We start from the raw sequence: 21,098 nt of genomic DNA on the forward strand, positions 1-21,098 counted from the left end.
TAAGACAGATCTTGGAATAAGAGAATGGGAGTGCATGAGCTGTGGTACAGCTCATGATCGAGATATAAACTCAGCTCTAAACATTCTTGCGCTTGGGCATAAGCGTCTAGCTGTAGGAATCACCCTCTTTTAAGGGGGTGAGGATGTCAAATATTCCAAAATAAATTAAAACCAATATGACTGGTCAAAAAAAAAGCACACAGTTCTGTGTGCTTTTTGAAAACTTGGAAGATTTAGCCAGTGTTACGCAAACCTGCCGCAATACCCGCGATGCTAACCATCAACGCATGGTCGACTGGGGTATTTTCAGCTTGACGCTCGGCAAGGTATGCACGGCGGCGTTTCATCAGTTCGGCTTGTAGTAAATGTAGCGGCAATAAATAAGGCTTACGCACCTTCATGGATTGGTCGAGCACATCGTTACTGCTGAGTAATTTCGATTCACCTTTGAGTGCTAATAGCGTTTGTACCGCATCACGTAAACGCTGACGTAACTCTTCGCCCAACTGTTTGAGGTCTGCGTCATCAGTCAGATGAGACTCATAATACAGCGCCACATGACCATCGGCTTTGGACAAGACCATTTCCAACATATCAATCAGGGTTTGGAAATACGGCCATTGCTCTAACATTTCTTCGAGTGTCTGCTTTTGACCTTGATCAATCACTTGATTAATCGCAGCACCAGTACCGAGCCAAGCAGGAAGCATCAAACGGATTTGCGTCCATGCGAACACCCAAGGAATCGCACGTAATGACTCAATCCCACCGCTAACTTTACGTTTGGCTGGGCGTGAGCCGAGCGGTAACATTTGTAGTTCCAGTTCTGGCGTTACAGTCCGTAGGTATTTTACAAAATGCGGCTTTTCACGCACGGTTTGACGATACACCTGTACCGACAGATCCGTCATGCTGTGCATGAGCTGACGCCATTCCTGTTTCGGTTCAGGCGGTGGCAATAAGGTCGCTTCTAAGGTCGCAGCGGTGTAAATTTCCAAGTTTTGTAAGGCAATGCCTTCTAATCCAAACTTGAAGCGAATCATTTCCCCTTGTTCTGTGACACGGATCGCCCCTGAAATCGAGCCTGGTGGCTGTGAAAACAGCGCTTGCTGTGTCGGCGCACCACCACGGCTGATTGAACCGCCACGGCCATGGAATAATGTCAGTTGTACATCATGTTTTTTCGCAACTGCGGTTAATTCTTCCTGTGCACGATACTGCGCCCAGTTTGCCGACATAAAGCCCGCATCTTTGGCTGAGTCTGAATAGCCAATCATCACCTCGTGTTTACCCTGAATATGCTGCTTATACCAATGCATATTAAATAGGGTATTCATGGTACGGGCTGCACCATCCAAATCTTTTAAGGTTTCAAACAGTGGCACGACACGTAGCGCTTGTTTGATGCCGGCTTCTTTTTGCAGTAACAATACGGCCAAGACATCACTTGGATGTTCGGCCATGGAAATAATATAAGCCCCTAAACTTTCAGGTGGCTGTTCTGCCAAAGTGCGCATGGTCGCAAAGACTTCTTGTACATCTGGATGTTCAATCAGGCTTTGTTTTGGCTCATTTAAAAACTTCGGTAGCAGTGGACGTTTGCTTTGCAGTTCCTGAATCAAGAAGTTTTGACGGGCTTGCTCCGTCCATGTTTCAAAATTGCCTAAACCTAAATATTCAGTAATGGCAGAAATCGCTTGGCGATGACGAGTCGACTCCTGACGAATATCGAGTTTGAGTAATTCGATACCGAAGCAATTCACTCGATGAATAAAGTCGAGTAACTGACCATTGGCAATTTCAGGTAAACCGCTGTCAATCAGTGAACGGTAGCAAACCAATAGTGGATCGAGCAGCTCATGGCGGCTTTTAATGACTTGGCTATCGTCAGCATCTTCACCACGGAGTTTTAGTGCCAACCAGTGACGAGTGGCTTTGAGGCGTTCCCGCGCATCACGTAGATATTCACGATACGGTTCAGGGTGGAAATGGCCCAAAGCATCACTGAGTTCTTTACTGCATTCTTGAATCGAAAGTTCCCAACGTAGGTCTTCGATATCGCGTAAATACAGGTCGGCAGCTTTCCAACGTGAAAGCCAAAGCACTTCTTGAGTAATGTTATGGGTGACGTTTGGGTTGCCATCACGGTCACCGCCCATCCATGATGCAAAGCGCACAGGGGCAACATTTAAAGGCAAGGTCTTGCCACAATGATCTTGAACCATGCCATCCAATTCACGCATGAATTTGGGTACAGCATTCCACAAGGTCTGTTCAATGGTCGTGAAGCCCCATTTAGCTTCGTCGACAGGCGTCGGGCGGTGTTGACGAATTTCGTCGGTTTGCCATGCCGAGCAAATCAGTTGTTTTAAATCATCCAGTACGGCTTTGCGTTCGCGTGGCGTAAGTTTTTGCTGATCCATTTTAAACAGGCAATCATTAATCCCATCATATTTTTGGATCAAGGTACGGCGGCTGACTTCAGTTGGATGTGCAGTCAGGACCAGTTCAATTTTTAATTCACAAATTTGTTGGAACAGTTGTTCCGCACTGATGTTATTGCTTTTAAATTTTTCAAATAAATGATCGAGTGGATTCGGTGATGGTGCTTGCTCATCAAACTCACTTTGGCGACGGCTGCGCACCACATTGTATTGTTCGGCAATATTGGCAAAGTTGAGAAAGTGTGTAAATGCACGGGTCAGTGGCAGAATTTCTTCATCTTTTAAATTTAAAAATAATTGTTCTAACTGTTTTTCGGCTTCAACTTGTCCATCGCGCGCGCCTTTAGACAAAGCACGAATTTGCTCTACCTGATTAAACAAATCTTGTCCTGCATGCTGCTTTAGGGTTTCACCCAATAAATTGCCCAGTAAGCGCACGTCTTCACGTAATGGAGCATCAATTTGTTGAATCATTTGTTATTTCTCCGTGTATTCCTGTCTCGACTATACCCCGAAAGTGCTGTGGCAAAAGGGGGTACAGACAAAAGTCGGATGACTTTTCTAGGTAAATGAGCAATAGCTATGCCATTTGTTTCAGTTTAGCGTTGAAATATTTCAGAAAATGCTTAGCTCTGCGTGCTGAGTTGATATTTCAGCATAAAGATTTCGATGGCAGAGTGAATAATGGCTTGCCGCTCTGCTGCTTCAGGTACTGGGCGCATGCCCAATAAAACCTCTTGATGGCGTAGTCCCATCAGTAGCGACACAATCAGTTCAGTTTGTCGGGCAGGGTGATCCTGCTGAATGAAATTTAAAGCTGCTGCATCTTGAAAAAAGTTTTCCCAGACTTGGCGCATTTTTAAATGTGAGGCACGGAAAAACTGTTCCACCAAAGGACTGTGTTCGGCAGCCAACTCCAAAAGTAATAAATCCAGTTTAATGGCTTCAGGCAAATTCATGATGTTCAGCCCCAACTCACAAATTTCAACGAAAGCCTGCATAAAATGACTTTCGCTGTGCAGATGTCGCGGGCGGGTATTCAAAATATATTCACAGGTGTCTTCAATCGCACTGGTAAATAAGGTGGCTTTGTCCTGAAAATGATTATAGACCGTCAGTTTGGTGACCGCTGCATGTTGGGCAATCTGATTCATGCTGCAACCGTGATAGCCCATTTCTAAAAATAATTGTTTTGCAGACTCTAAAATCCGTTGTCGTTTTTCTAAGTCTTTTGGGCGGCCGACATTCATTTGCTGAAAAAATTCCAAAAAAGGCGAAAAGGTCATTGATTTAGGATAATTAATCTAATTAATGTACCGCATGGTTTATTAATTAAAAAATAACCAAATTAATTGAATAATATTCTGCCCTAAAAAAGACTTTTTATTAAGAGCGAACTTCATGAGTACGATTAAGATCACAGTTGTCAGCATGATTATCGTTTGCAGTGTGACCTTATGGGGATGCAGCAAGGATAAAGCCCAAACGGAACAGGAAGTGCCATTTGTGATGGTGACTCAGCCAGGCGCCACACATTTTGAACAAAAAAGTTATGCGGGTGATGTACAAGCACGCCAGCAAACAGCTTTAGCGTTTCGGGTTGGCGGTCAAATCACTGAGCGCTATGTCGATGTTGGAGACCAAGTCCGAGTCGGGCAAGTCTTGGCAAAATTAGACGTCAAAGATGCACAGTTGCAACTGAATGCAGCACAAGCGCAGCTTGAAAGTGCGCGTTCCGCTGCACAAATTGCTGAAGATGAACTAAAACGCTTTAAGCAATTATTGCCAGTCAATGCTGTGAGTCGTTCGCAGTACGATGCGGTGGAAAACCAATATAAAGCAGCACAGTCGAATTTAAAGCAAGCGCAATCCAATTATGATGTGAGTCGTAATCAGACCGGTTATAACCAATTAATTGCCAATAAAAATGGGGTCATTACTGAGCGTAATATTGAGATTGGTCAAGTGATTGCAGCAGGACAACCGGCATTTCAATTGGCGATTGCAGGTGAACGTGAAGTGGTCATTGGTGTGCCTGAACAAGCGGTTACTGAAATTAAAACAGGGCAGGATGCATGGGTCACCTTGTGGTCGAAACCACAGGAAAAATTTGCAGGCTATGTGCGAGAAATTAGTCCTGCTGCTGATCAGTCTCGTACTTATAGTGTCAAAGTGGCATTACGTGAAGGCAATAGCGCCATTCAACTGGGGCAAAGTGCACGGGTATTTTTAACCAAAGCACAGCAGAATGTTTTGCATGTGCCGTTATCGAGTGTGTCTGCGAGTGGTCAGCAGGCGTATGTGATGGTGGTCAATGCAGATAATACGGTACGTAAAGTTCCAGTAAGTTTAGGCGAATATGGACGTGATAGCGTGCCCGTACTTAGTGGTCTGCAAGCAGGGGATTTTGTGGTGGTTGGCGGCGTGCATTTGCTCCGCGAAAAACAAAAAATACAACCTGTTGATCGTGAAAATCGTGCAGTACACATTCAGACAGGAGTTAATTAATGAATTTTAACTTGTCTGAGTGGGCACTGAAAAATAAAGGATTAATCCTTTATTTTATGATTCTGCTGGGCATCGTTGGGATATTTTCTTATTCCAAATTGTCGCAGAGTGAAGACCCGCCATTTACCTTTAAAGTCATGGTGATTCAGACCTATTGGCCTGGTGCAACAGCCAAAGAAGTTTCGCTACAGGTCACCGATCGGATTGAAAAAGAACTGATGACCACGGGGCAGTATGAACGCATTATGGCATATTCACGTCCGGGTGAATCCATGGTGACCTTTGTGGCCAAGGACAGTTTACGTTCGCAGCAAGTCCCCGATGTTTGGTACACCGTGCGTAAAAAGGTCAATGATATTCGCCATCAATTACCATCTGGTGTGCAAGGTCCTTTCTTTAATGATGAGTTTGGTGACACCTTCGGTAATATCTATGTGCTCACCGGCAAAGACTTTGACTATGCCACCATGAAGGAATATGCCGACCGTTTACAGCTCCAGTTACAACGGGTCAAAGACGTTGCGAAAGTGGATTTGATTGGTCTACAAGATCAAAAAGTTTGGATTGAAATTTCCAACACCAAAGCTACGCAAATGGGCATACCTGTGACGGCGATTCAACAAGCCTTGCAGCAGCAAAATACGGTTGCCAGTGCCGGCTTTTTTGAAACCAATTCAGACCGGATTCAAGTGCGTGTCAGTGGTAATTTACAAAACATTGATGAACTGCGTCAGATGCCCTTATTGGTGAATGGACGAACGATTCAATTGGGTGATGTGGCAGATGTACATCGTGGCTTTAGTGATCCACCGCAGCCTCGTATGCGTTTTATGGGCGAAAATGGTTTAGGCATTGCCGTGTCGATGCGTAAAGGTGGCGACATTCTGGCTTTGGGTAAAAACCTTGAAACAGAATTTGCCCGCCTGCAAAAAACCTTGCCCTTGGGCATGGAACTGAAAAAAGTGTCGGATCAGCCTGTAGCCGTGAAGCGCAGCGTCAATGAGTTTATGAAAGTCCTCGCTGAGGCGGTGATTATCGTCCTATTGGTGAGCTTCTTCTCCTTGGGTTTCCGTACGGGATTGGTTGTGGCATTTTCCATTCCATTGGTCTTGGCCATGACTTTTGCTGGCATGCAGATGTTTGATGTTGGGTTGCACAAGATTTCTTTGGGGGCGTTAATTCTCGCACTCGGTTTATTGGTGGATGATGCGATTATTGCCGTCGAAATGATGGCGATCAAAATGGAGCAGGGCTATAGCCGGTTACAAGCCGCCGGACATGCATGGCGGACCACTGCATTTCCAATGCTGACAGGCACACTGATTACTGCGGCTGGCTTTTTGCCGATTGCCACAGCCGCATCGAGCACAGGCGAATATACCCGCTCGATTTTCCAAGTGGTCACCATTGCATTGGTGGTGTCATGGTTTGCAGCAGTACTGTTTGTTCCCTATCTAGGGGATAAATTACTACCCGATTTCAACAAAGACTTAGTACAAAAATCCCCGTGGTATCAGCGCCTGTGGGCACGTTTACGTAAGCAGCCCGAACCTCAGCCGATGGTACATCATGCCGGCGAACATCATGATCCTTATCAGTCTCCGTTTTATCAACGTTTCCGTGGTTGGGTCGACACTTGTGTGACCTATCGCAAGACGGTGATTGCCGCGACGGTTGGCATTTTTGTGTTATCGATTTTAATGTTTAAAACCGTACCACAGCAGTTCTTCCCACCGTCAAACCGTGCTGAAATTTTAGTGGATTTAAAGCTTGAGGAAGGCGCCTCACTGAAGGCCACAGAAGCGGCCGTAAAAAAAGTCGAAGCGTTCTTGTCGAAAAAACAAGGCATTGATAATTTTGTGGCTTATGTGGGGACAGGTTCGCCGCGGTTTTATTTACCTCTAGATCAACAGCTACCTCAAGCCAGTTTTGCTCAGTTTGTGGTATTGGCTTCATCTTTAGATGATCGCAATGAGATCCGCCAGTCATTAGCAGAAGAAATTCGTAAGCTTTTACCTGAAGTACGTACTCGGGTTTCACTTTTAGAAAATGGTCCACCCGTGGGTTATCCATTGCAGTTTCGCGTGTCGGGTGAAGATCTAAGCTTGGTGCGTGAGTGGGCACAACGGGTGTCTGCAAAAGTCAGTGAAAACCCGAACACCACCAATGTGCATTTGGATTGGGGTGAGCCAAGCAAAGTCATTAAACTGGACATCGACCAAGATCGCGCACGTCAAATGGGGGTTTCCAGTCTAGATCTGTCCAATTTCCTGAATAGTTCAATCAGTGGTGCAGTGATTAATCAGTATCGTGAGAAACGAGAGCTGATTGAAATTCGGATGCGTGGTGATCAAGCCGAGCGATTGGATGTCGGTTCTCTCAGCAGTTTGGCTGTACCGACCAGCAATGGTGGTTCAGTGCCATTGGCGCAGATTGCGAAAATTGAGTATAGCTTTGAAGAAGGTTTGATTTGGCATCGTAACCGTTTACCGACCATTACTGTGCGCGCGGATATTCGCAGTAAATTGCAACCTGCAACGGTGGTGGGTGAGTTAAAAGATTCATTTGATCAGTTACGTGCAGAGATGCCGAATGGATATCTCCTCGAAGTAGGCGGTACTGTGGAAGAGTCAGCACGTGGTCAAACTTCTGTAAATGCGGGCATGCCATTATTTCTCGCAGTTGTCATGACTTTGTTGATGATTCAATTACGCAGCATGTCACGGGCGATGATCGTATTTTTAACTGCACCTTTGGGCATTATTGGCGTGGTGTTATTCCTGTTATTGTTCAATAAACCCTTTGGTTTTGTGGCAATGCTCGGCACGATTGCACTGTCAGGAATGATTATGCGCAATTCGCTGATTTTGATTGATCAGATTGAACAAGATATTCAGTCTGGGGAGTCGGCTTGGGATGCGATTATCAATGCGACGGTACGTCGTTGCCGTCCAATTGTGCTGACTGCATTGGCCGCTGTATTGGCGATGATTCCACTTTCTCGCAGTATTTTTTTCGGTCCAATGGCCGTGGCGATTATGGGTGGATTGATCGTGGCGACCCTGCTGACCTTGTTCTTTTTACCTGCGTTATATGCACAGTGGTTTAAAGTGAAAAAAACTCAGCAGAATCCTTAAAAGTGTCATAATATTGGGTGCGAAATATTGAATTTTTCTCTATAGTAGCACCTGATCTACAAAGACATTTTTAAAAAGTAAAACAACCACAAGTGCAGCGCGGCATATTGTGGTGTACGGGGTTGAATCACAGATGACAGCAGAGAGTTTAGCTAAGTATCGCCGTTATGTTGCGATTTCTTATGTCTTCATGTTTTTCGCTTTATTTACCCTGATTAGTGGTGTATTTGCCTACGGCTTTGCACGCAAAGTGACTCAAATCGATTCTGCAGAAGTTTGGCTCCAAGCCCAAGCGCTTTGGGTCATGCGCACCGTTGTGATTTATTCGATGATGGCCATTTTTGCCGCACTGTGGTTTATTCCTTTATTCTTCTATTATTGGGACACCTATCTTTGGGTGACTGCATGCACAGTAATTGGTGTGGTCTTTGCTGCGATTGCCTTTTTGTATTTATTAAATGCATGGATCCAAGGTCTATCCAAATTCGTTAAAAATAAGGCTGTTTTCTAAGTCGATTTATTTTTTTCCTGCCTACCCCTTGAAAAAATGGTTTGATTCCCCAATTTCAGACCACAGTTAAGTATTAAATTAAATTCCGTGAGGAGCATCGCCAGACATGGCTAAACGTGATTATTATGAGGTTTTAGGTGTATCTAAAACCGCAAGTGATGATGAAATTAAAAAAGCCTACCGTAAGTTGGCGATGAAGTATCACCCTGACCGTAATCCAGATAACCCAGAAGCTGAAGAAAAATTCAAAGAAGCTGCAGAAGCATATGAAGTTTTATCGGACAGCGAAAAACGTAGTATGTATGACCGTATGGGACATCAAGCTTTTGAAGGCGGCATGGGCGGCGGCGGTGGCTTCGGTGGCGGATTTGGCGCAGAAGATATCTTTAGTCAGTTTGGCGACATTTTCGGTGGCGCATTTGGCGGTGGTGGCCGTGGTGGTCAGCAACGTGCACGCCGTGGTTCAGACTTACGCTATGTCATGGAGCTTACCCTTGAGGAAGCTGTGAAGGGCGTGAAAAAAACCATTACCTTTACTGCGCCAGCGCCATGTGATGCCTGTGATGGTAAAGGATCTAAAAATCCAAACGACGTTGAAACCTGTAAAACCTGTCATGGTGCCGGTCAAGTGCGTATGCAACAGGGCTTCTTCTCTGTGCAGCAAACCTGTAGCACCTGTCGTGGTCAAGGTAAAATCATTAAGAACCCATGTAATAAATGTCATGGTTCAGGGGTTTCTGACCGTCAGCAAACTTTAGAGGTGACCATTCCTGCAGGTGTGGACAATGGCGACCGCGTACGTTTAAGTGGCAAAGGCGAGGCGATCCGTGATGGCCAAGCAGGCGACTTATATGTAGAAGTGGTGGTACGTGAACACGAAATCTTCCAACGTGATGGCGCTGACCTATATATGGATGTGCCTGTAAGCATTGCAGATGCTGCATTGGGTAAAGAAATTCAAATTCCGACACTCGATGGTCGTGTGAGCTTGAAAGTACCTGAAGGGACTCAAACTGGTAAATTGTTCCGCTTACGTGGTAAAGGTGTGAAGCCTGTACGTACCAGCATGACCGGTGACTTACTCTGCCGTATCGTGGTGGAAACGCCTGTGAACTTAACGGCTCGTCAACGTGAATTGTTGAAAGAGTTACAAGACACGATGGATGGCGATGACAATAAATCATCTCCGAAGAAAAAATCATTCTTCGACCGTTTGTTTGATTAATTGAAATGATTTGCTTGAGTTCGCTGTGATGTGAACTCAGGTATAAAAAAGCCTGCATAATTGCAGGCTTTTTTATTGAGCGTTTTAAGGTTTCGGCTGTGCTGTAGGCGGTAATAAACTCTCATAGCTCATGTCGAGCCTATAGATATTTTTAAGACGCTGTAGCTGATGACGTGCTTCAGCCTCACGACCATTAAATGCCAATAAACGTGCATATTTAATGATGTGGTATTTCGCTGGATAGCTGCGAACCAATTTTTCAGTATCCTGAATGGTTTGTTCAGAAACGATGGAATATGGATTTAAACGAATAATCGCTACCCGATGTCTAAATTCCGTCAGCAAATAGATCGGCTCATGGTTGGTGATTTTCTCCGGTGTTTTTTCATATTTTGATGCCTGACCCAGCTGAATCGCTGCATTGGCATAATCACGATAAATCACCGTAATCAGCACGGCGCCAATCACGAAAACAATGCGGATAAACCACGGAGACAGACTCAATGTAGCCGTCTCTGGCTTCGCTGCTTGAAGAATGCCGATAATAAAACCCGCAGGCAGTAAGAAGTATGCGTAGTTTTGCGGAAACTCCAACATGGCATGAATAACGAAGACACCGACCATCAATAGGCCAATCACAGATAATGCAGACTTGGCTAACTTCTGTAATTGGATGCCCCAATAAGCGAAATAGGCCAAGAACGGCACACCAATAATGGCGCCATTCCACAATAAGAAATCCAAAATAAAGTTGTGTGAGCTACGAATCCATACAGGCCCTTGCACCGTGTCAGAGATCGAGACAAAAGCGCTACTGGTTTGATGCCAACCATAGCCAAACCAAGGCTGTGCAGCTACGGCATGCGCCATTTGTTGCCAAATGGCTAAACGAGACATATCGCCACCAGCACGTTTGACTACGTCACGACTTTCTTGAATATTCATGTCGGACATTTGGCTCATGATTTGACTTAATTTTGGCATCAATACAATCAGTGCCACAAAGCCGATAAACCAGGCCAAGCTGTAAAACCAGCGGAGACGGATATAATCTTTGTGCTGTGCATAAGCCAAGTAGACTAGGACACAGATACTTGCCATCCAAGAGGTGCGAGATTGGCTGAGCGCAACTCCAATTAAAATAGGAATTGCACAAGCGACTAAATAGCGGGTTTTAACTTTTTGCTGTTCATAAACATATAAGCAGGCTAACAAGGACATGAGCAGAAACGTGGCCATGTTATTTGGCTGAGCAAAGTTTGCAAATGGGCGCGTAGTTCCACTAATTTTCATCACAAAAGGAAGAAACGAGTCGAAATCTAACCACTGACATATTGCGATGAGCCCTGTCATAACCCCAGAAGCAACAAAGGTATAGCTTAGGTATAGGAATGTTTTTTCGCGTTTTTCTGTACCTTGCGAGAGACTAAAACCTAGATTGATACACAGCCAGAAGCTGAACACAAACAGCATACAGAGCAAGGCGATACTAAAATAATATACCTGCCCAAAAGCCAGTTGAGCAAAGGGAATCAACGCCAAGAGCAACAGGGGCAAGGAAATTTTTGCCACCATGAGCTTTTCTTTAAAGAACGTTGCCGCTAAGGCAAATAGGGCAAAGAAGGTGTAAAGCTCACCGGTATACGTGGCCCAAGGTCGGTAATGAATCGGAATCAGCCATGCCAGTGCAATACAGACTGCCGCACAAAGATACAATAGGGTTTTCATGAATATTCAAGATCAATAGAACGCGCCTATCATACCGTGAAAATGCCTAAACTTGGTGAGGGAATAGTCAGCGTCTGTCGTAGAAGTTGATTTGCACAATGACTCCAGAAAATGCAGGATTTTTTTGTTTGTAACTTAGCCTGCGCATGGAGTTTTGATATAGTAAGACCAATTTCGAATCAACATTAGGAAAATGTTATGTCAGCAGCTCCACGTATTGGTATCTTGGGCGCAGGCGGTCGTATGGGACGCATCTTAATTCAAGCGGTTCAGCAAGCTGGCTATCAATTGGCTGCTGCGGTAGAACGTCCTGAAAGTAGCTTGGTCGGTGCGGATGCCGGTGAACTTGCAGGGATTGGCGCGGTTGGCGTAAAGGTTGTCGGTAACCTTGCTGAGGTTTTAAAAGATTGTGATGTCGTGATCGATTTTACTGCACCTGCAGCAACGGCACAGCATCTTAAACTTTGCCGTGAAGCAGGCGTTGCGATTGTCATTGGTACCACAGGTATGAATGATGAGCAAAAAGCTTATCTCGATGAAACAGCAACAGAAACCCCAGTGGTCTATGCAGCGAACTATTCTGTCGGCGTAAACGTTTCAATCAAACTTCTTGAATTGGCATCAAAAGTGTTTGGCGATACTGTAGATATTGAAGTGATTGAAGCCCATCATCGCCATAAAGTTGATGCACCATCAGGTACAGCGCTGATGTGGGGTGAAGCCATTGCCGGTGCTTTAGGACGTGACTTAAAACAAGATGCTGTGTATTGCCGTGAAGGGCATACGGGTCCACGTGAACGTCAAACCATTGGCTTCCAAACGATTCGTGGTGGTGACATTGTCGGTGAACATACTGCGATGTTTATTGCGGATGGCGAACGTGTTGAAATTACCCATAAAGCGACCAACCGTATGAACTTTGCCTCTGGTGCAGTACGTGCAGCTGCATGGGTAGTTGGTCGTGAAGCACGTAAGTACGATATGAAAGATGTACTGGGTTTTAACGATATTGACGTATAAAAGCGCGTTAAAATCCGTTATAACAACAGCATAAAATTAAAATAAGACGATCAATGGAATGAAAAAAGTCATCTTTATGGCCTGTACTGTCGCATTCACTGCGGCAGTACAAGCGAAAACTATGGATAATGCCAAACTCACGATTAATAAAAATAATATTAAGGTTTGGACCTACCAAAATGCTCAAAATCCTGTCTTTCAATACAAAGCTGAAACTAGTTTTGATGTGCCCATCGAAAAAGCGGTTTCCCTGATTTTAGATGTGGAAAATGCAGTGAATTGGGTCCCTTATATGGGCAGTGTCAAAGTCTTATCCCGTGATGACCAAAAAGGTGAATTCAGTTTATATATGGTGCTGGATTTTCCTTTTCCCTTAAAAGACCGTGATTTGGTGGTACAAGGCAAAATGCGTAAAGATGCACAAGGCATCATTAGCATCCAAAATAAAGCGGTGAAAAAAGGTTATCCGATCAATCCCAATTATGTACGCCTCACCGACTATGAGGGCGATTGGACCTTCCAGCGTTTAGGCAATCAAAAAGTCAAAGTGTCGACCTATGGCTATGCCAATCCGGAAGGTTCCATTCCGCTCAGTTTCGTGAATATGTTCGTGCAGCAGCAGCCTTATCAAATGCTACAAAAAATGAAAGTGCAGTTGGGTAAAAGCAAAACTATTGCGACCTTTCCCGAAATTTTAAAATAAGCACCAGTAATGATTCAGTTCAATATGAACGATCAATGACTTTGCATCTCAGGCAGACGAAATGCAGTCAACTGCTGCATGTGCTGTGTTTCTGGAAGTTCGATACTGAGTAAGGTCTGTTCTGGAAATGGATGCGGATGTAGCTTGATTTGAAATTGCCGCGCGGTCATTTGTTCACATGCAAAGCGAAGTTTGGCTTGCTGCGGCATGATATTCATGCCGTTTTCAGATTTGGCTTTATAAATATATAGCTGCTGATGTAACCCGCCGCTAGTGATCGGTTGGATCTGCTCAAGTTCATATTGCGTCAGTTTTTGGGCACTCAAAAAACCTTGAATTAAAGATTTACAGATAAAATTTTGCTGGCTTTGAGCTTGAGTGTGCTGTTCGGGTTGGCACGCCATAAGCGTGAGTGTGCTGATGATGATTAGACCCGCTCGAAGCTGTGTGAAGTCATTCATTTAATTGTCCCCCTATCGTTATTTTTGAGATATCAACCTGATGCCATCAGCTTAAATCTGTTAACTTAATGGGTACAGATACAAGAATGATTAAAAAAAGGGTACAGATGGCTTTTCAATATCAGCAGCTTGCGCAGCAGTTGGCACAGAAAATTTATAGTGGTGAATTGGCCGCAGGGCAGCGTCTGTATGCGCTACGTCAATTTTCACAGCAGCATCAGATCAGTTTAAATACCGCGAAACGCTGCTATGAATTACTTGAAGCCAAAGGCCTCATTTATGTTAAAGAAAAGTCTGGTTATTTTGTACAATCCTCACAGAAAGCCCAGCAAATTGCCGTGCCGAATCATCCTGATTTTGATTCCCGACCTCGTGAAATTTCGAATTTAGAATTGCAAATTCAGATCCATGAAGCATCTGCAAATAGTCGCCTGATTCATTTGGGTTCAATTCAGTTGTCCCCAAATTTTGTTCCTGTTGAAGCAATCAGACGTTCAATCCAAAGGGCATTAAAGCATTGTAAACCAGAAGATTTTTTATATAACAATCGGCAAGGTCATCCACAATTGCGTGAAGCTTTGTCGGCACATTGGGCTGAAGATGGTTTTTACATGCCTAAGGATGATATTTACATCAGCAATGGTTGTATGCCTGCTTTGTCAGTGATGTTGCAAAATCTGAGTGCGGAAGGGGAGAGTGTCATTGTCCCGACGCCGAACTATAACGGGCAATTGCAATTATTGGCTTTATTGAAGCGGAAAATTGTTGAAATTCCTGCCAATACTGAAGGTTTTGATTTAGATCGTTTAGAGCAGGCAATGCGGGATTCAGGCGCGAAAGTATGCTTATTGACTGCAAATTTTCAAAATCCTTTGGGTTTTTGCTTAAGTAATGAAGATAAGGAACGAATTGCACAACTGGCTGAAAAATATCAATGTTATGTGATTGAAGATGATATTTATGCGGAGTGTAGTTTCAATGCAAAGCGACCATTGCCTATCAAATATTGGGATCGGGCGGGCTATGTGATCTATTGTGCGTCGATTTCAAAATCTTTGTCGCCTTCTTATCGGGTGGGGTGGTTTTGTCTTCCACCACATTTGCAACATTTGCGTCCCAAATTACTTTTGCAAAATGATTCGGTGAATACGCCTTTGCAGTTAGGACTTGCAGATTTGATTTTTAGTCGTGCTTATCGCCAACATCTTGCTGAATTGCGTCCTAAATTAATGGGGCAAGTCGAGCAGTATCGTCAGTATATTTACGATGCTTTTCAAGGGGTTGATATCCGTCTAAATCGGCCTCAAGGCAGTTATGCACTGTGGTTGCAGATGCCTGAACAAATAGACAGTTTGGCGCTGTATTACCATGCGCAAAAACATGGCATCAACATTGTGCCAGGTTTAATTTTTGGTGAGGACAATCGTTATAACAACTGTATTCGTCTAAATGCCGGGCATGAGTTGTCTGTAGATATTCAGCAGGCCATTTTGTTGCTTGCAGATTGGGTGCGTAAGGAATGCAGAAACACAAATGTCATCTAGATTAATGAGTCCATAAAGCATACAAAAAAAAGCCTGCATGCAGCAGGCTTTTTGGGCTTAGATTTTTGCCGTTAAAAATCAGCTTTCAACACGATACGATAACGCACGTTTCCTGAATGCAAACGTTCAATCGCTTCATTCACCTGAGACATTGGATACATTTCAATTTGAGGTGCAATATTTTGACGTGCGGCGAATCGAAGTAATTCACGCAGTGCTGCAGGAGAGCCTGTTGATGAGCCAGTGACAGATTTAGCACCACTGATCAGCATACCTGCGGGGATTTGCATCGGCTCAAGTGCTAGGCCGAGCATGTGAACGCTTCCATTCGGTGCCAAAGTTGAAAGATAGGCTTGCCAATCCAACGTCACATTGACCGTGCTTAAAATTAAATTGAACTTACCACGTTGTGCTTTAATCGCGGCAAGATCACGACTATTCACCACATGGTCAGCCCCCATAGCTTTAAGTTCATCGGTTTTATCTAAGTTTGAGCTGAATGCGGTAATTTCACAGCCCCAAGCTTTGAGCAGTTTAATCGCCATATGACCTAAACCACCAATGCCGATCACGGCAACATGGTGAATGGCCTGAATTTGGTGCTGTAAAATGGGATCAAATACCGTAATCCCGCCGCAGAGCAGAGGACCAGCACTGGTTGGATCAAGATCATCTGGAAGCGGAATAACCCATTGCCAGCCAGCACGGACTTTGTCGGCAAAGCCACCTGCATGACCGACGATTGTCGCTGTCTTGGTTCCAGTACATTGCACTTGGCGACCATCGATACATGGGTCACAGTGTTGACAACTTTCTGCTGTCCAGCCTATGCCCACACGTTGTCCGATTTTCAGTCCTTTGGCTTCGCTGCCGAGTTGGGTAATGGTTCCAATCACTTCATGCCCTGGGACCACAGGATAAACCGAAGATTTCCAATCATTTTGGATAATAGAAATATCTGAGTGACAAAGACCGCAATACTCGACTTTGACTTCAACCTGATGGGCTTGTAATTCACCTGCATCAAATTGGTAGGGAACAAGGGCTTCACCACTGTTCATTGCTGCATAGGCGTGGATCGTGTTGTTACTCATTATTCTATCCTTTCTGTTTTTGAGGTCATTCTTCGTGCGTGTATTTAAAGTCACAGTGATTTTCATGATCATTGACCATGCCGATAGCTTGCATCAGAGCATAGCAAGTCGTCGGGCCGACAAATTTAAAGCCATGCTTTTTTAATGCTTTGGACATTGCCTGACTTTGAGCGGTTTGTGCAGGGGCGCTACGATATTCAACTACATCATTATTGGCAATTTGACCTTCGACAAAACTCCAAAGAAATTCCACTGGATGAATCCCTTGGGCTTTTAACTGTTGCCATGCTTTTGCATTATCTCGAATGGCAGTGAGTTTGCCGATATGACGAATCAAACCTGAATCTTGTAATTTTTCTTGTAATTGTAGGTCACTCAACGCTGCAATTTTGGCAATTGGATATTGAAAAAAATGCTGCTGATAACAAGCCCGCTTTTTCAGCACAGTGATCCAAGACAGCCCCGCTTGTTGTCCTTCCAGACAGAGCATTTCAAACAGATGCTGCTCATCAAAACTAGGTTTAGCCCACTCAGTGTCGTGGTAGGCAATATACAAAGGATCTTCGGAGCACCAAGCACAGCGTTGTATCGTCATGTTGAATGCTCCTTTTGACTTAAATTTTAAAGACAGTCCATTGATCGTTTTTATTGTCCCAATACAACAGTTCCGCTTGATCGAGATCGGCAAATTGAATCCATACATCTTTACCTGATTTGTCTGCGTAGCCGGTGCTGATGAGTAATGCTTCTTCAGTGATCTCCATGATCCAGCCCTGATAAGACTGTCCATTGAGGCTGATTTTTTGTTGATTACCAGATTCTGCAAATTCCACCAGACGATTGATCAACGCTTCTGACATGTATGTTTCCTAAAATTAACGTAAATATGGATAGGGGTTAACGGCATTGCGACCTTTACCACCCAAGTAAATGCCATAATGCAAATGTGGTGCAGTATGTCGAGCATTGCCAGTATTACCTACATAGCCGATGACATCACCTTTTTTGACATAGTCGCCGACATTTAAGCCACGTTTATGACCATCAAGATGCGCATAATAATGCCAAGAACCTGCGGGCCCCATAATCCATATCACTTTACCACCCAAATTGTTATTACGTAAGTCAGCAACTAAACCTTCTGTAGCACTGAGAACTTTTGTTCCACGTGGAACAATAATATCAATGCCTTCGTGGCTTCGTCCTTGGCTACGCGCTGCGCCCCAAGTATCCTTGAGCGCACTTCGTTTGACTTGATGAACAGGAACAGGCAATTGATTGGATAAACGCATGTTTTGTAATTTTTTCACTTCATGAGCAGGCAATGTACTGCCTGATGGTTTGGGTGGAGTCGACGTACAGGCGCTGAGTAAAAGCAAAATAAAACCAATACCGCTGAACAATCCTTTGCGAAGCTGAAAAAATCCTTGAGTCACATTTGTCCCTATTCAATTGATGAGCAGTTCAAAACTATGGCATAGAATGGCTTTCGAGTTCTAGCGTAGAAATGAGTTTTTTCATGGCGGTTGGAATACCGAGTGCAGTGGCTTGTATCGGGGTATACCACTGTGCGTTGCATTCAATGGCTAAATGCTCTTTTTGATCGGCGGCAACGCTAAACACTGTAGCCTCTAAAAGCCAAGTGAAGTGGGTAAAGCTATGTGATATCTGCACTTGAGTGGTGGTAGGTTTCAGTCCAAGCTGCTGAGTGTAGGATTGAAACTCATGGGGTTGATCAAAAATAGGTAAACACCACAGACCACCCCATAGACCGCTATTCGGACGTTGTATCCACAACCATTCTCCTGCAGATTGAATCAGCATGACTTGGGCCTCTCTCACTGGAACAGGCTTTTTAGGCTTTTTATAAGGTAATTCAGTCTCTAAACCTTGAGCATGTGCTTTGCAGTGCTGCTGCATAGGACAATATAAACAGAGCGGCTTTTTCGGCGTGCAAATGGTTGCACCAAGATCCATAATCGCTTGGGTATAATCGTGGTTGCGTTCAGTGGGGCAAAGCTCACTCGCCAGTTGCCACATGGCCCGTTCATGTACAGGTTTCGATAAATCATCTTCAATAGCAAAGAATCGAGACAATACTCGCTTGACGTTGCCGTCCATAATCACGCCATATTGTCTTAAACCCAAAGACATCAGCGCACCTGCGGTAGACGGGCCGATGCCGGGTAGTTCCATCCATTGCTCAAGATTGCTTGGAAAATGTCCCTGACGTGCAACAATACCTGCGGCTTTGTGTAAGTTCCGAGCCCGTGCATAGTAGCCTAAGCCAGCCCAATAGGGTACCACATCATCCCACGAAGCATGGCCTAAATCTTCAACAGTCGGAAACCGTTGAATAAATCGATCAAAATATTGTAAGACGGTTTTGACTTGAGTCTGTTGTAGCATAATTTCTGAAACCCATACTTTGTAAGGGTCATCCTTCACTTGCCACGGTAAGTCATGACGACCATGGACATCAAACCAGTCGAGAAGGGCATCAGAAAAGTTAAACATGCAATACAGTCAAAATTGAAAAAACCTGCCTAGTATACATCTTTCAATAGTCATTCTTTTTGTTCAAAACGAAAACTGTATATCAGGGGAAATGCAAAAATAGTGGCCATCAAAAAAGGAGCCGAGGCTCCTTAGTGAGTGTAAATTTTTAAAGTTTAGCTTTTAAAGCCCCAGCGGGTATCGAGCGCCAATGTTTGGTTTTCATAACGTGGAATAATGTGAATATGCACATGTTCAGTGGCTTCGCCAAAAACTTGTCCATCATTAAACCCAATATGAAAGCCTGTAGGTTGATAGCGTAAATTTAATTCATTACGCGCTTGTTCAAGTAAGGACATTAAACTTTTACGTTCTTTATCAGTAATTTCAAAAAATGAACCAACATGACGTAGCGGGACAATGACAGCATGCCCTTTAGACAGTGTATGTGGTTCAGGAAGTACAACACCAAAATCATTTTTTGCAATCACGTCATATTCGTCAAAATTGCAATATGGACAATTGAGTTCTGTCATTGTGCTCTCCTCATTTTTATAAATTAAATATTGGTATTGGTTCTTATGGCTTTAAGAACCAAGCTGGCGTGCTAACAAGGCATACATGGCCGCTAAACTTTGCTGTTCTGCAGCAGCGTTATAAGCTAAATCTACGCCGTTGGCTTTGGCACGTTCATCCGCCATCGGGTTGCTAAAGCCATGCTTTGCACCTTCAAAAATATTGATTTGATACTGCACTTGGGCAGCATCCATTTCATTTCTAAAGGTCGCAACATCATCTAAGCTCACCATCGAGTCGAGCTCACCATGTTGCACTAAAATCTCTGCTTGGACTTGTCCTGTTTGTGCAGGAGTCGCTGTAGCAAGTGTTGCATGGAAGGTCACCACAGCTTTTAATGCAGCACCTGAACGAGCTAAATCCAGCACGACTTTTCCGCCATAGCAAAAGCCTATAGCTGCGAGTTTATCTGCATTTACTTCTTTTTGCTGTGCCAAAGTGTTTAATGCAGCAGACGCACGGGTCACAATGGTGTCGGCATGATCAAAAGTTTGCATCATCCATTCATAAGCTTGCTTGGCATCTGTGGTGACTTTTTTGTCACCATACATATCCAAAGCGAAAGCAGCATAGCCTTGTTCTGCCAATTCACGCGCACGTTGTTCGGTATATTCATTGCGTCCCCACCATTCAGGGGCAACTAATACACCTGCGACTGCAGTGTCTGACTCTGGTGCGGCAAAATAGCCAAAAAGTTGAGTTCCATCCGCTGCTGTATATTGAATTTCGCGCGTCTTAATTTTAACGGTCATGGTCAAATCCTTATGTGCGGCTACGCAGTTAATGAAGATTTAAAATAAAGGGGAAAATAGTTTTGTGAAATAAATATAAGATATCAATGTGAATTTTAAGTCAAATCAATCAAAAAAATTGTAAAAGAAAATAATGGAAAGAAGAAATATTGAGGAGCACCGAGATTTGTCGATGCTCCTAAAGAGAGTATTGTTATTTCGGGAGAACTTCAATGAGCTCTACATCAAAAATCAGCGTGCTATTTGGCTCAATGACGTCTGCTGAACCAATTTGACCATAGCCCAAATTGGCAGGAATGAAGAAGCGATATTTTGCACCTTCTTTCATCAACTGTAGACCTTCTGTCCAACCCTGAATGACTTGACTCACTTGGAACATCGCAGGTTGGTTGCGTGCAATTGAACTATCAAAAACAGTACCATCAATTAAGCGACCTTCATAGTGAACTTTCACTGTTGAATTTGCTTTGGGTGACTTACCTTTGCCAGCTTGAATGACTTGATACTGCAGGCCAGATTTCGTGACCTGAATGCTCGGTTTTTTGGCATTTTCAGCAAGGAAAGCTGCACCAATGGTGGCATTCGCATCCGCTTTTTGTTTCAGTTCAATCAGTTGTTTCGCTTCGGTTTGCTTTTTATATTGGGTTAAGGCACGGGTCATTTCTTCATCTGTTAGTGACGAAGCTTGACCTTTAGATGCTGCCTTTAAACCTGCAACAAATGCATCAATATCCAAATCCTTAATGGATTCAGCATTACTGCGTCCCATTAAATAACCAAAACTATAACCCACTTGTTCTGCAGCACTACTTTTATTACTGACATCTTTGGCAAATACAGTGCTTGAGCAGAGTGCCAAACACAACATACTGATCTGTAATTTCATGACCGAGTCTCAA

Annotated in this window: 20 protein-coding genes; 8 read left to right on the forward strand and 12 right to left on the reverse strand. The window is 44.0% G+C overall.

Going from position 1 to position 21,098, the window contains the following annotated elements:
* Positions 1-133, forward strand: a 133-nt coding sequence (locus FTU64_RS09085) for a zinc ribbon domain-containing protein (protein WP_180059625.1), incomplete at its 5' end; no start/stop codon positions are given.
* Positions 134-233: 100 nt separating this feature from the next.
* On the opposite strand, the gene ppc is transcribed toward FTU64_RS09085, so the two are convergent.
* Positions 234-2,918 (reverse strand): phosphoenolpyruvate carboxylase, encoded by a 2,685-nt coding sequence (ppc, locus tag FTU64_RS09090; protein ID WP_180059626.1) that lies wholly within the window; start codon positions 2,916-2,918, stop codon positions 234-236.
* Positions 2,919-3,070: 152 nt separating this feature from the next.
* Positions 3,071-3,694 (reverse strand): TetR/AcrR family transcriptional regulator, encoded by a 624-nt coding sequence (locus FTU64_RS09095; RefSeq protein ID WP_180011056.1) that lies wholly within the window; start codon positions 3,692-3,694, stop codon positions 3,071-3,073.
* Positions 3,695-3,845: 151 nt separating this feature from the next.
* Between FTU64_RS09095 and FTU64_RS09100 the strand changes: the two genes are divergently transcribed.
* The 4 genes from FTU64_RS09100 to dnaJ all read left to right on the forward strand — a co-directional run bounded on the left by FTU64_RS09100 (position 3,846) and on the right by dnaJ (position 9,825).
* Positions 3,846-4,952 carry an efflux RND transporter periplasmic adaptor subunit gene (locus FTU64_RS09100; RefSeq protein ID WP_180059627.1) on the forward strand — a complete coding sequence of 369 codons (1,107 nt, stop codon included), beginning with the start codon at positions 3,846-3,848 and terminating at the stop codon, positions 4,950-4,952.
* Entirely contained in the window at positions 4,952-8,089 is a 3,138-nt protein-coding gene (locus FTU64_RS09105; RefSeq protein ID WP_180055731.1) for an efflux RND transporter permease subunit, read from the forward strand. The genes FTU64_RS09100 and FTU64_RS09105 overlap by 1 nt, the downstream gene beginning before the upstream one ends.
* Before the next feature lie 133 nt (positions 8,090-8,222).
* Positions 8,223-8,600, forward strand: coding sequence for a hypothetical protein (locus tag FTU64_RS09110; RefSeq protein WP_078194105.1), 378 nt, complete (start codon positions 8,223-8,225; stop codon positions 8,598-8,600).
* Between the two features lie 106 nt (positions 8,601-8,706).
* On the forward strand, positions 8,707-9,825 hold the full coding sequence (gene dnaJ, locus FTU64_RS09115) for a molecular chaperone DnaJ (RefSeq protein WP_180026213.1): 1,119 nt from the start codon (positions 8,707-8,709) through the stop codon (positions 9,823-9,825).
* An 84-nt stretch (positions 9,826-9,909) separates the two neighbouring features.
* Here dnaJ and FTU64_RS09120 read toward each other — a convergent pair whose 3' ends face one another.
* On the reverse strand, positions 9,910-11,553 hold the full coding sequence (locus FTU64_RS09120; protein ID WP_180059628.1) for a PglL family O-oligosaccharyltransferase: 1,644 nt from the start codon (positions 11,551-11,553) through the stop codon (positions 9,910-9,912).
* A gap of 198 nt (positions 11,554-11,751) precedes the next feature.
* On the opposite strand from FTU64_RS09120, the gene dapB reads away from it, so the two are divergent.
* Together dapB and FTU64_RS09130 are read left to right on the forward strand one after the other, a co-directional pair.
* Positions 11,752-12,573 carry a 4-hydroxy-tetrahydrodipicolinate reductase gene (dapB, locus tag FTU64_RS09125; RefSeq protein ID WP_078194102.1) on the forward strand — a complete coding sequence of 274 codons (822 nt, stop codon included), beginning with the start codon at positions 11,752-11,754 and terminating at the stop codon, positions 12,571-12,573.
* A 58-nt stretch (positions 12,574-12,631) separates the two neighbouring features.
* Positions 12,632-13,276 carry an START domain-containing protein gene (locus FTU64_RS09130; RefSeq protein ID WP_180059629.1) on the forward strand — a complete coding sequence of 215 codons (645 nt, stop codon included), beginning with the start codon at positions 12,632-12,634 and terminating at the stop codon, positions 13,274-13,276.
* 32 nt (positions 13,277-13,308) lie between these two features.
* Here FTU64_RS09130 and FTU64_RS09135 read toward each other — a convergent pair whose 3' ends face one another.
* Positions 13,309-13,737 (reverse strand): hypothetical protein, encoded by a 429-nt coding sequence (locus FTU64_RS09135; protein WP_257222228.1) that lies wholly within the window; start codon positions 13,735-13,737, stop codon positions 13,309-13,311.
* Between the two features lie 107 nt (positions 13,738-13,844).
* On the opposite strand from FTU64_RS09135, the gene FTU64_RS09140 reads away from it, so the two are divergent.
* Complete coding sequence (locus tag FTU64_RS09140; RefSeq protein WP_180059630.1) at positions 13,845-15,281, forward strand: PLP-dependent aminotransferase family protein; 1,437 nt, start codon at positions 13,845-13,847, stop codon at positions 15,279-15,281.
* Between the two features lie 71 nt (positions 15,282-15,352).
* Here FTU64_RS09140 and FTU64_RS09145 read toward each other — a convergent pair whose 3' ends face one another.
* The 8 genes from FTU64_RS09145 to FTU64_RS09180 form a co-directional block, all read right to left on the reverse strand.
* Complete coding sequence (locus FTU64_RS09145; protein WP_168379437.1) at positions 15,353-16,375, reverse strand: NAD(P)-dependent alcohol dehydrogenase; 1,023 nt, start codon at positions 16,373-16,375, stop codon at positions 15,353-15,355.
* Positions 16,376-16,400: 25 nt separating this feature from the next.
* Positions 16,401-16,970 (reverse strand): DNA-3-methyladenine glycosylase I, encoded by a 570-nt coding sequence (locus FTU64_RS09150; RefSeq protein ID WP_180049559.1) that lies wholly within the window; start codon positions 16,968-16,970, stop codon positions 16,401-16,403.
* Between the two features lie 19 nt (positions 16,971-16,989).
* Positions 16,990-17,235 carry a hypothetical protein gene (locus FTU64_RS09155; RefSeq protein ID WP_078191630.1) on the reverse strand — a complete coding sequence of 82 codons (246 nt, stop codon included), beginning with the start codon at positions 17,233-17,235 and terminating at the stop codon, positions 16,990-16,992.
* A 15-nt stretch (positions 17,236-17,250) separates the two neighbouring features.
* Positions 17,251-17,778, reverse strand: coding sequence for a M23 family metallopeptidase (locus FTU64_RS09160; protein WP_218949567.1), 528 nt, complete (start codon positions 17,776-17,778; stop codon positions 17,251-17,253).
* 67 nt (positions 17,779-17,845) lie between these two features.
* The gene (gene mutY, locus FTU64_RS09165) at positions 17,846-18,892 is read right to left on the reverse strand and encodes an A/G-specific adenine glycosylase (protein WP_180059631.1); all 1,047 of its coding nucleotides are present in this window, start codon (positions 18,890-18,892) and stop codon (positions 17,846-17,848) included.
* A 155-nt stretch (positions 18,893-19,047) separates the two neighbouring features.
* On the reverse strand, positions 19,048-19,407 hold the full coding sequence (locus FTU64_RS09170) for an HIT family protein (protein WP_078191628.1): 360 nt from the start codon (positions 19,405-19,407) through the stop codon (positions 19,048-19,050).
* 51 nt (positions 19,408-19,458) lie between these two features.
* Complete coding sequence (locus FTU64_RS09175; RefSeq protein ID WP_168379440.1) at positions 19,459-20,199, reverse strand: dienelactone hydrolase family protein; 741 nt, start codon at positions 20,197-20,199, stop codon at positions 19,459-19,461.
* 193 nt (positions 20,200-20,392) lie between these two features.
* Positions 20,393-21,085 (reverse strand): FKBP-type peptidyl-prolyl cis-trans isomerase, encoded by a 693-nt coding sequence (locus FTU64_RS09180; RefSeq protein WP_180059632.1) that lies wholly within the window; start codon positions 21,083-21,085, stop codon positions 20,393-20,395.
* Positions 21,086-21,098: the final 13 nt, after the last annotated feature.

The organism is Acinetobacter sp. YH12128 (assembly GCF_013418655.1).
Lineage (GTDB): Bacteria > Pseudomonadota > Gammaproteobacteria > Pseudomonadales > Moraxellaceae > Acinetobacter > Acinetobacter amyesii.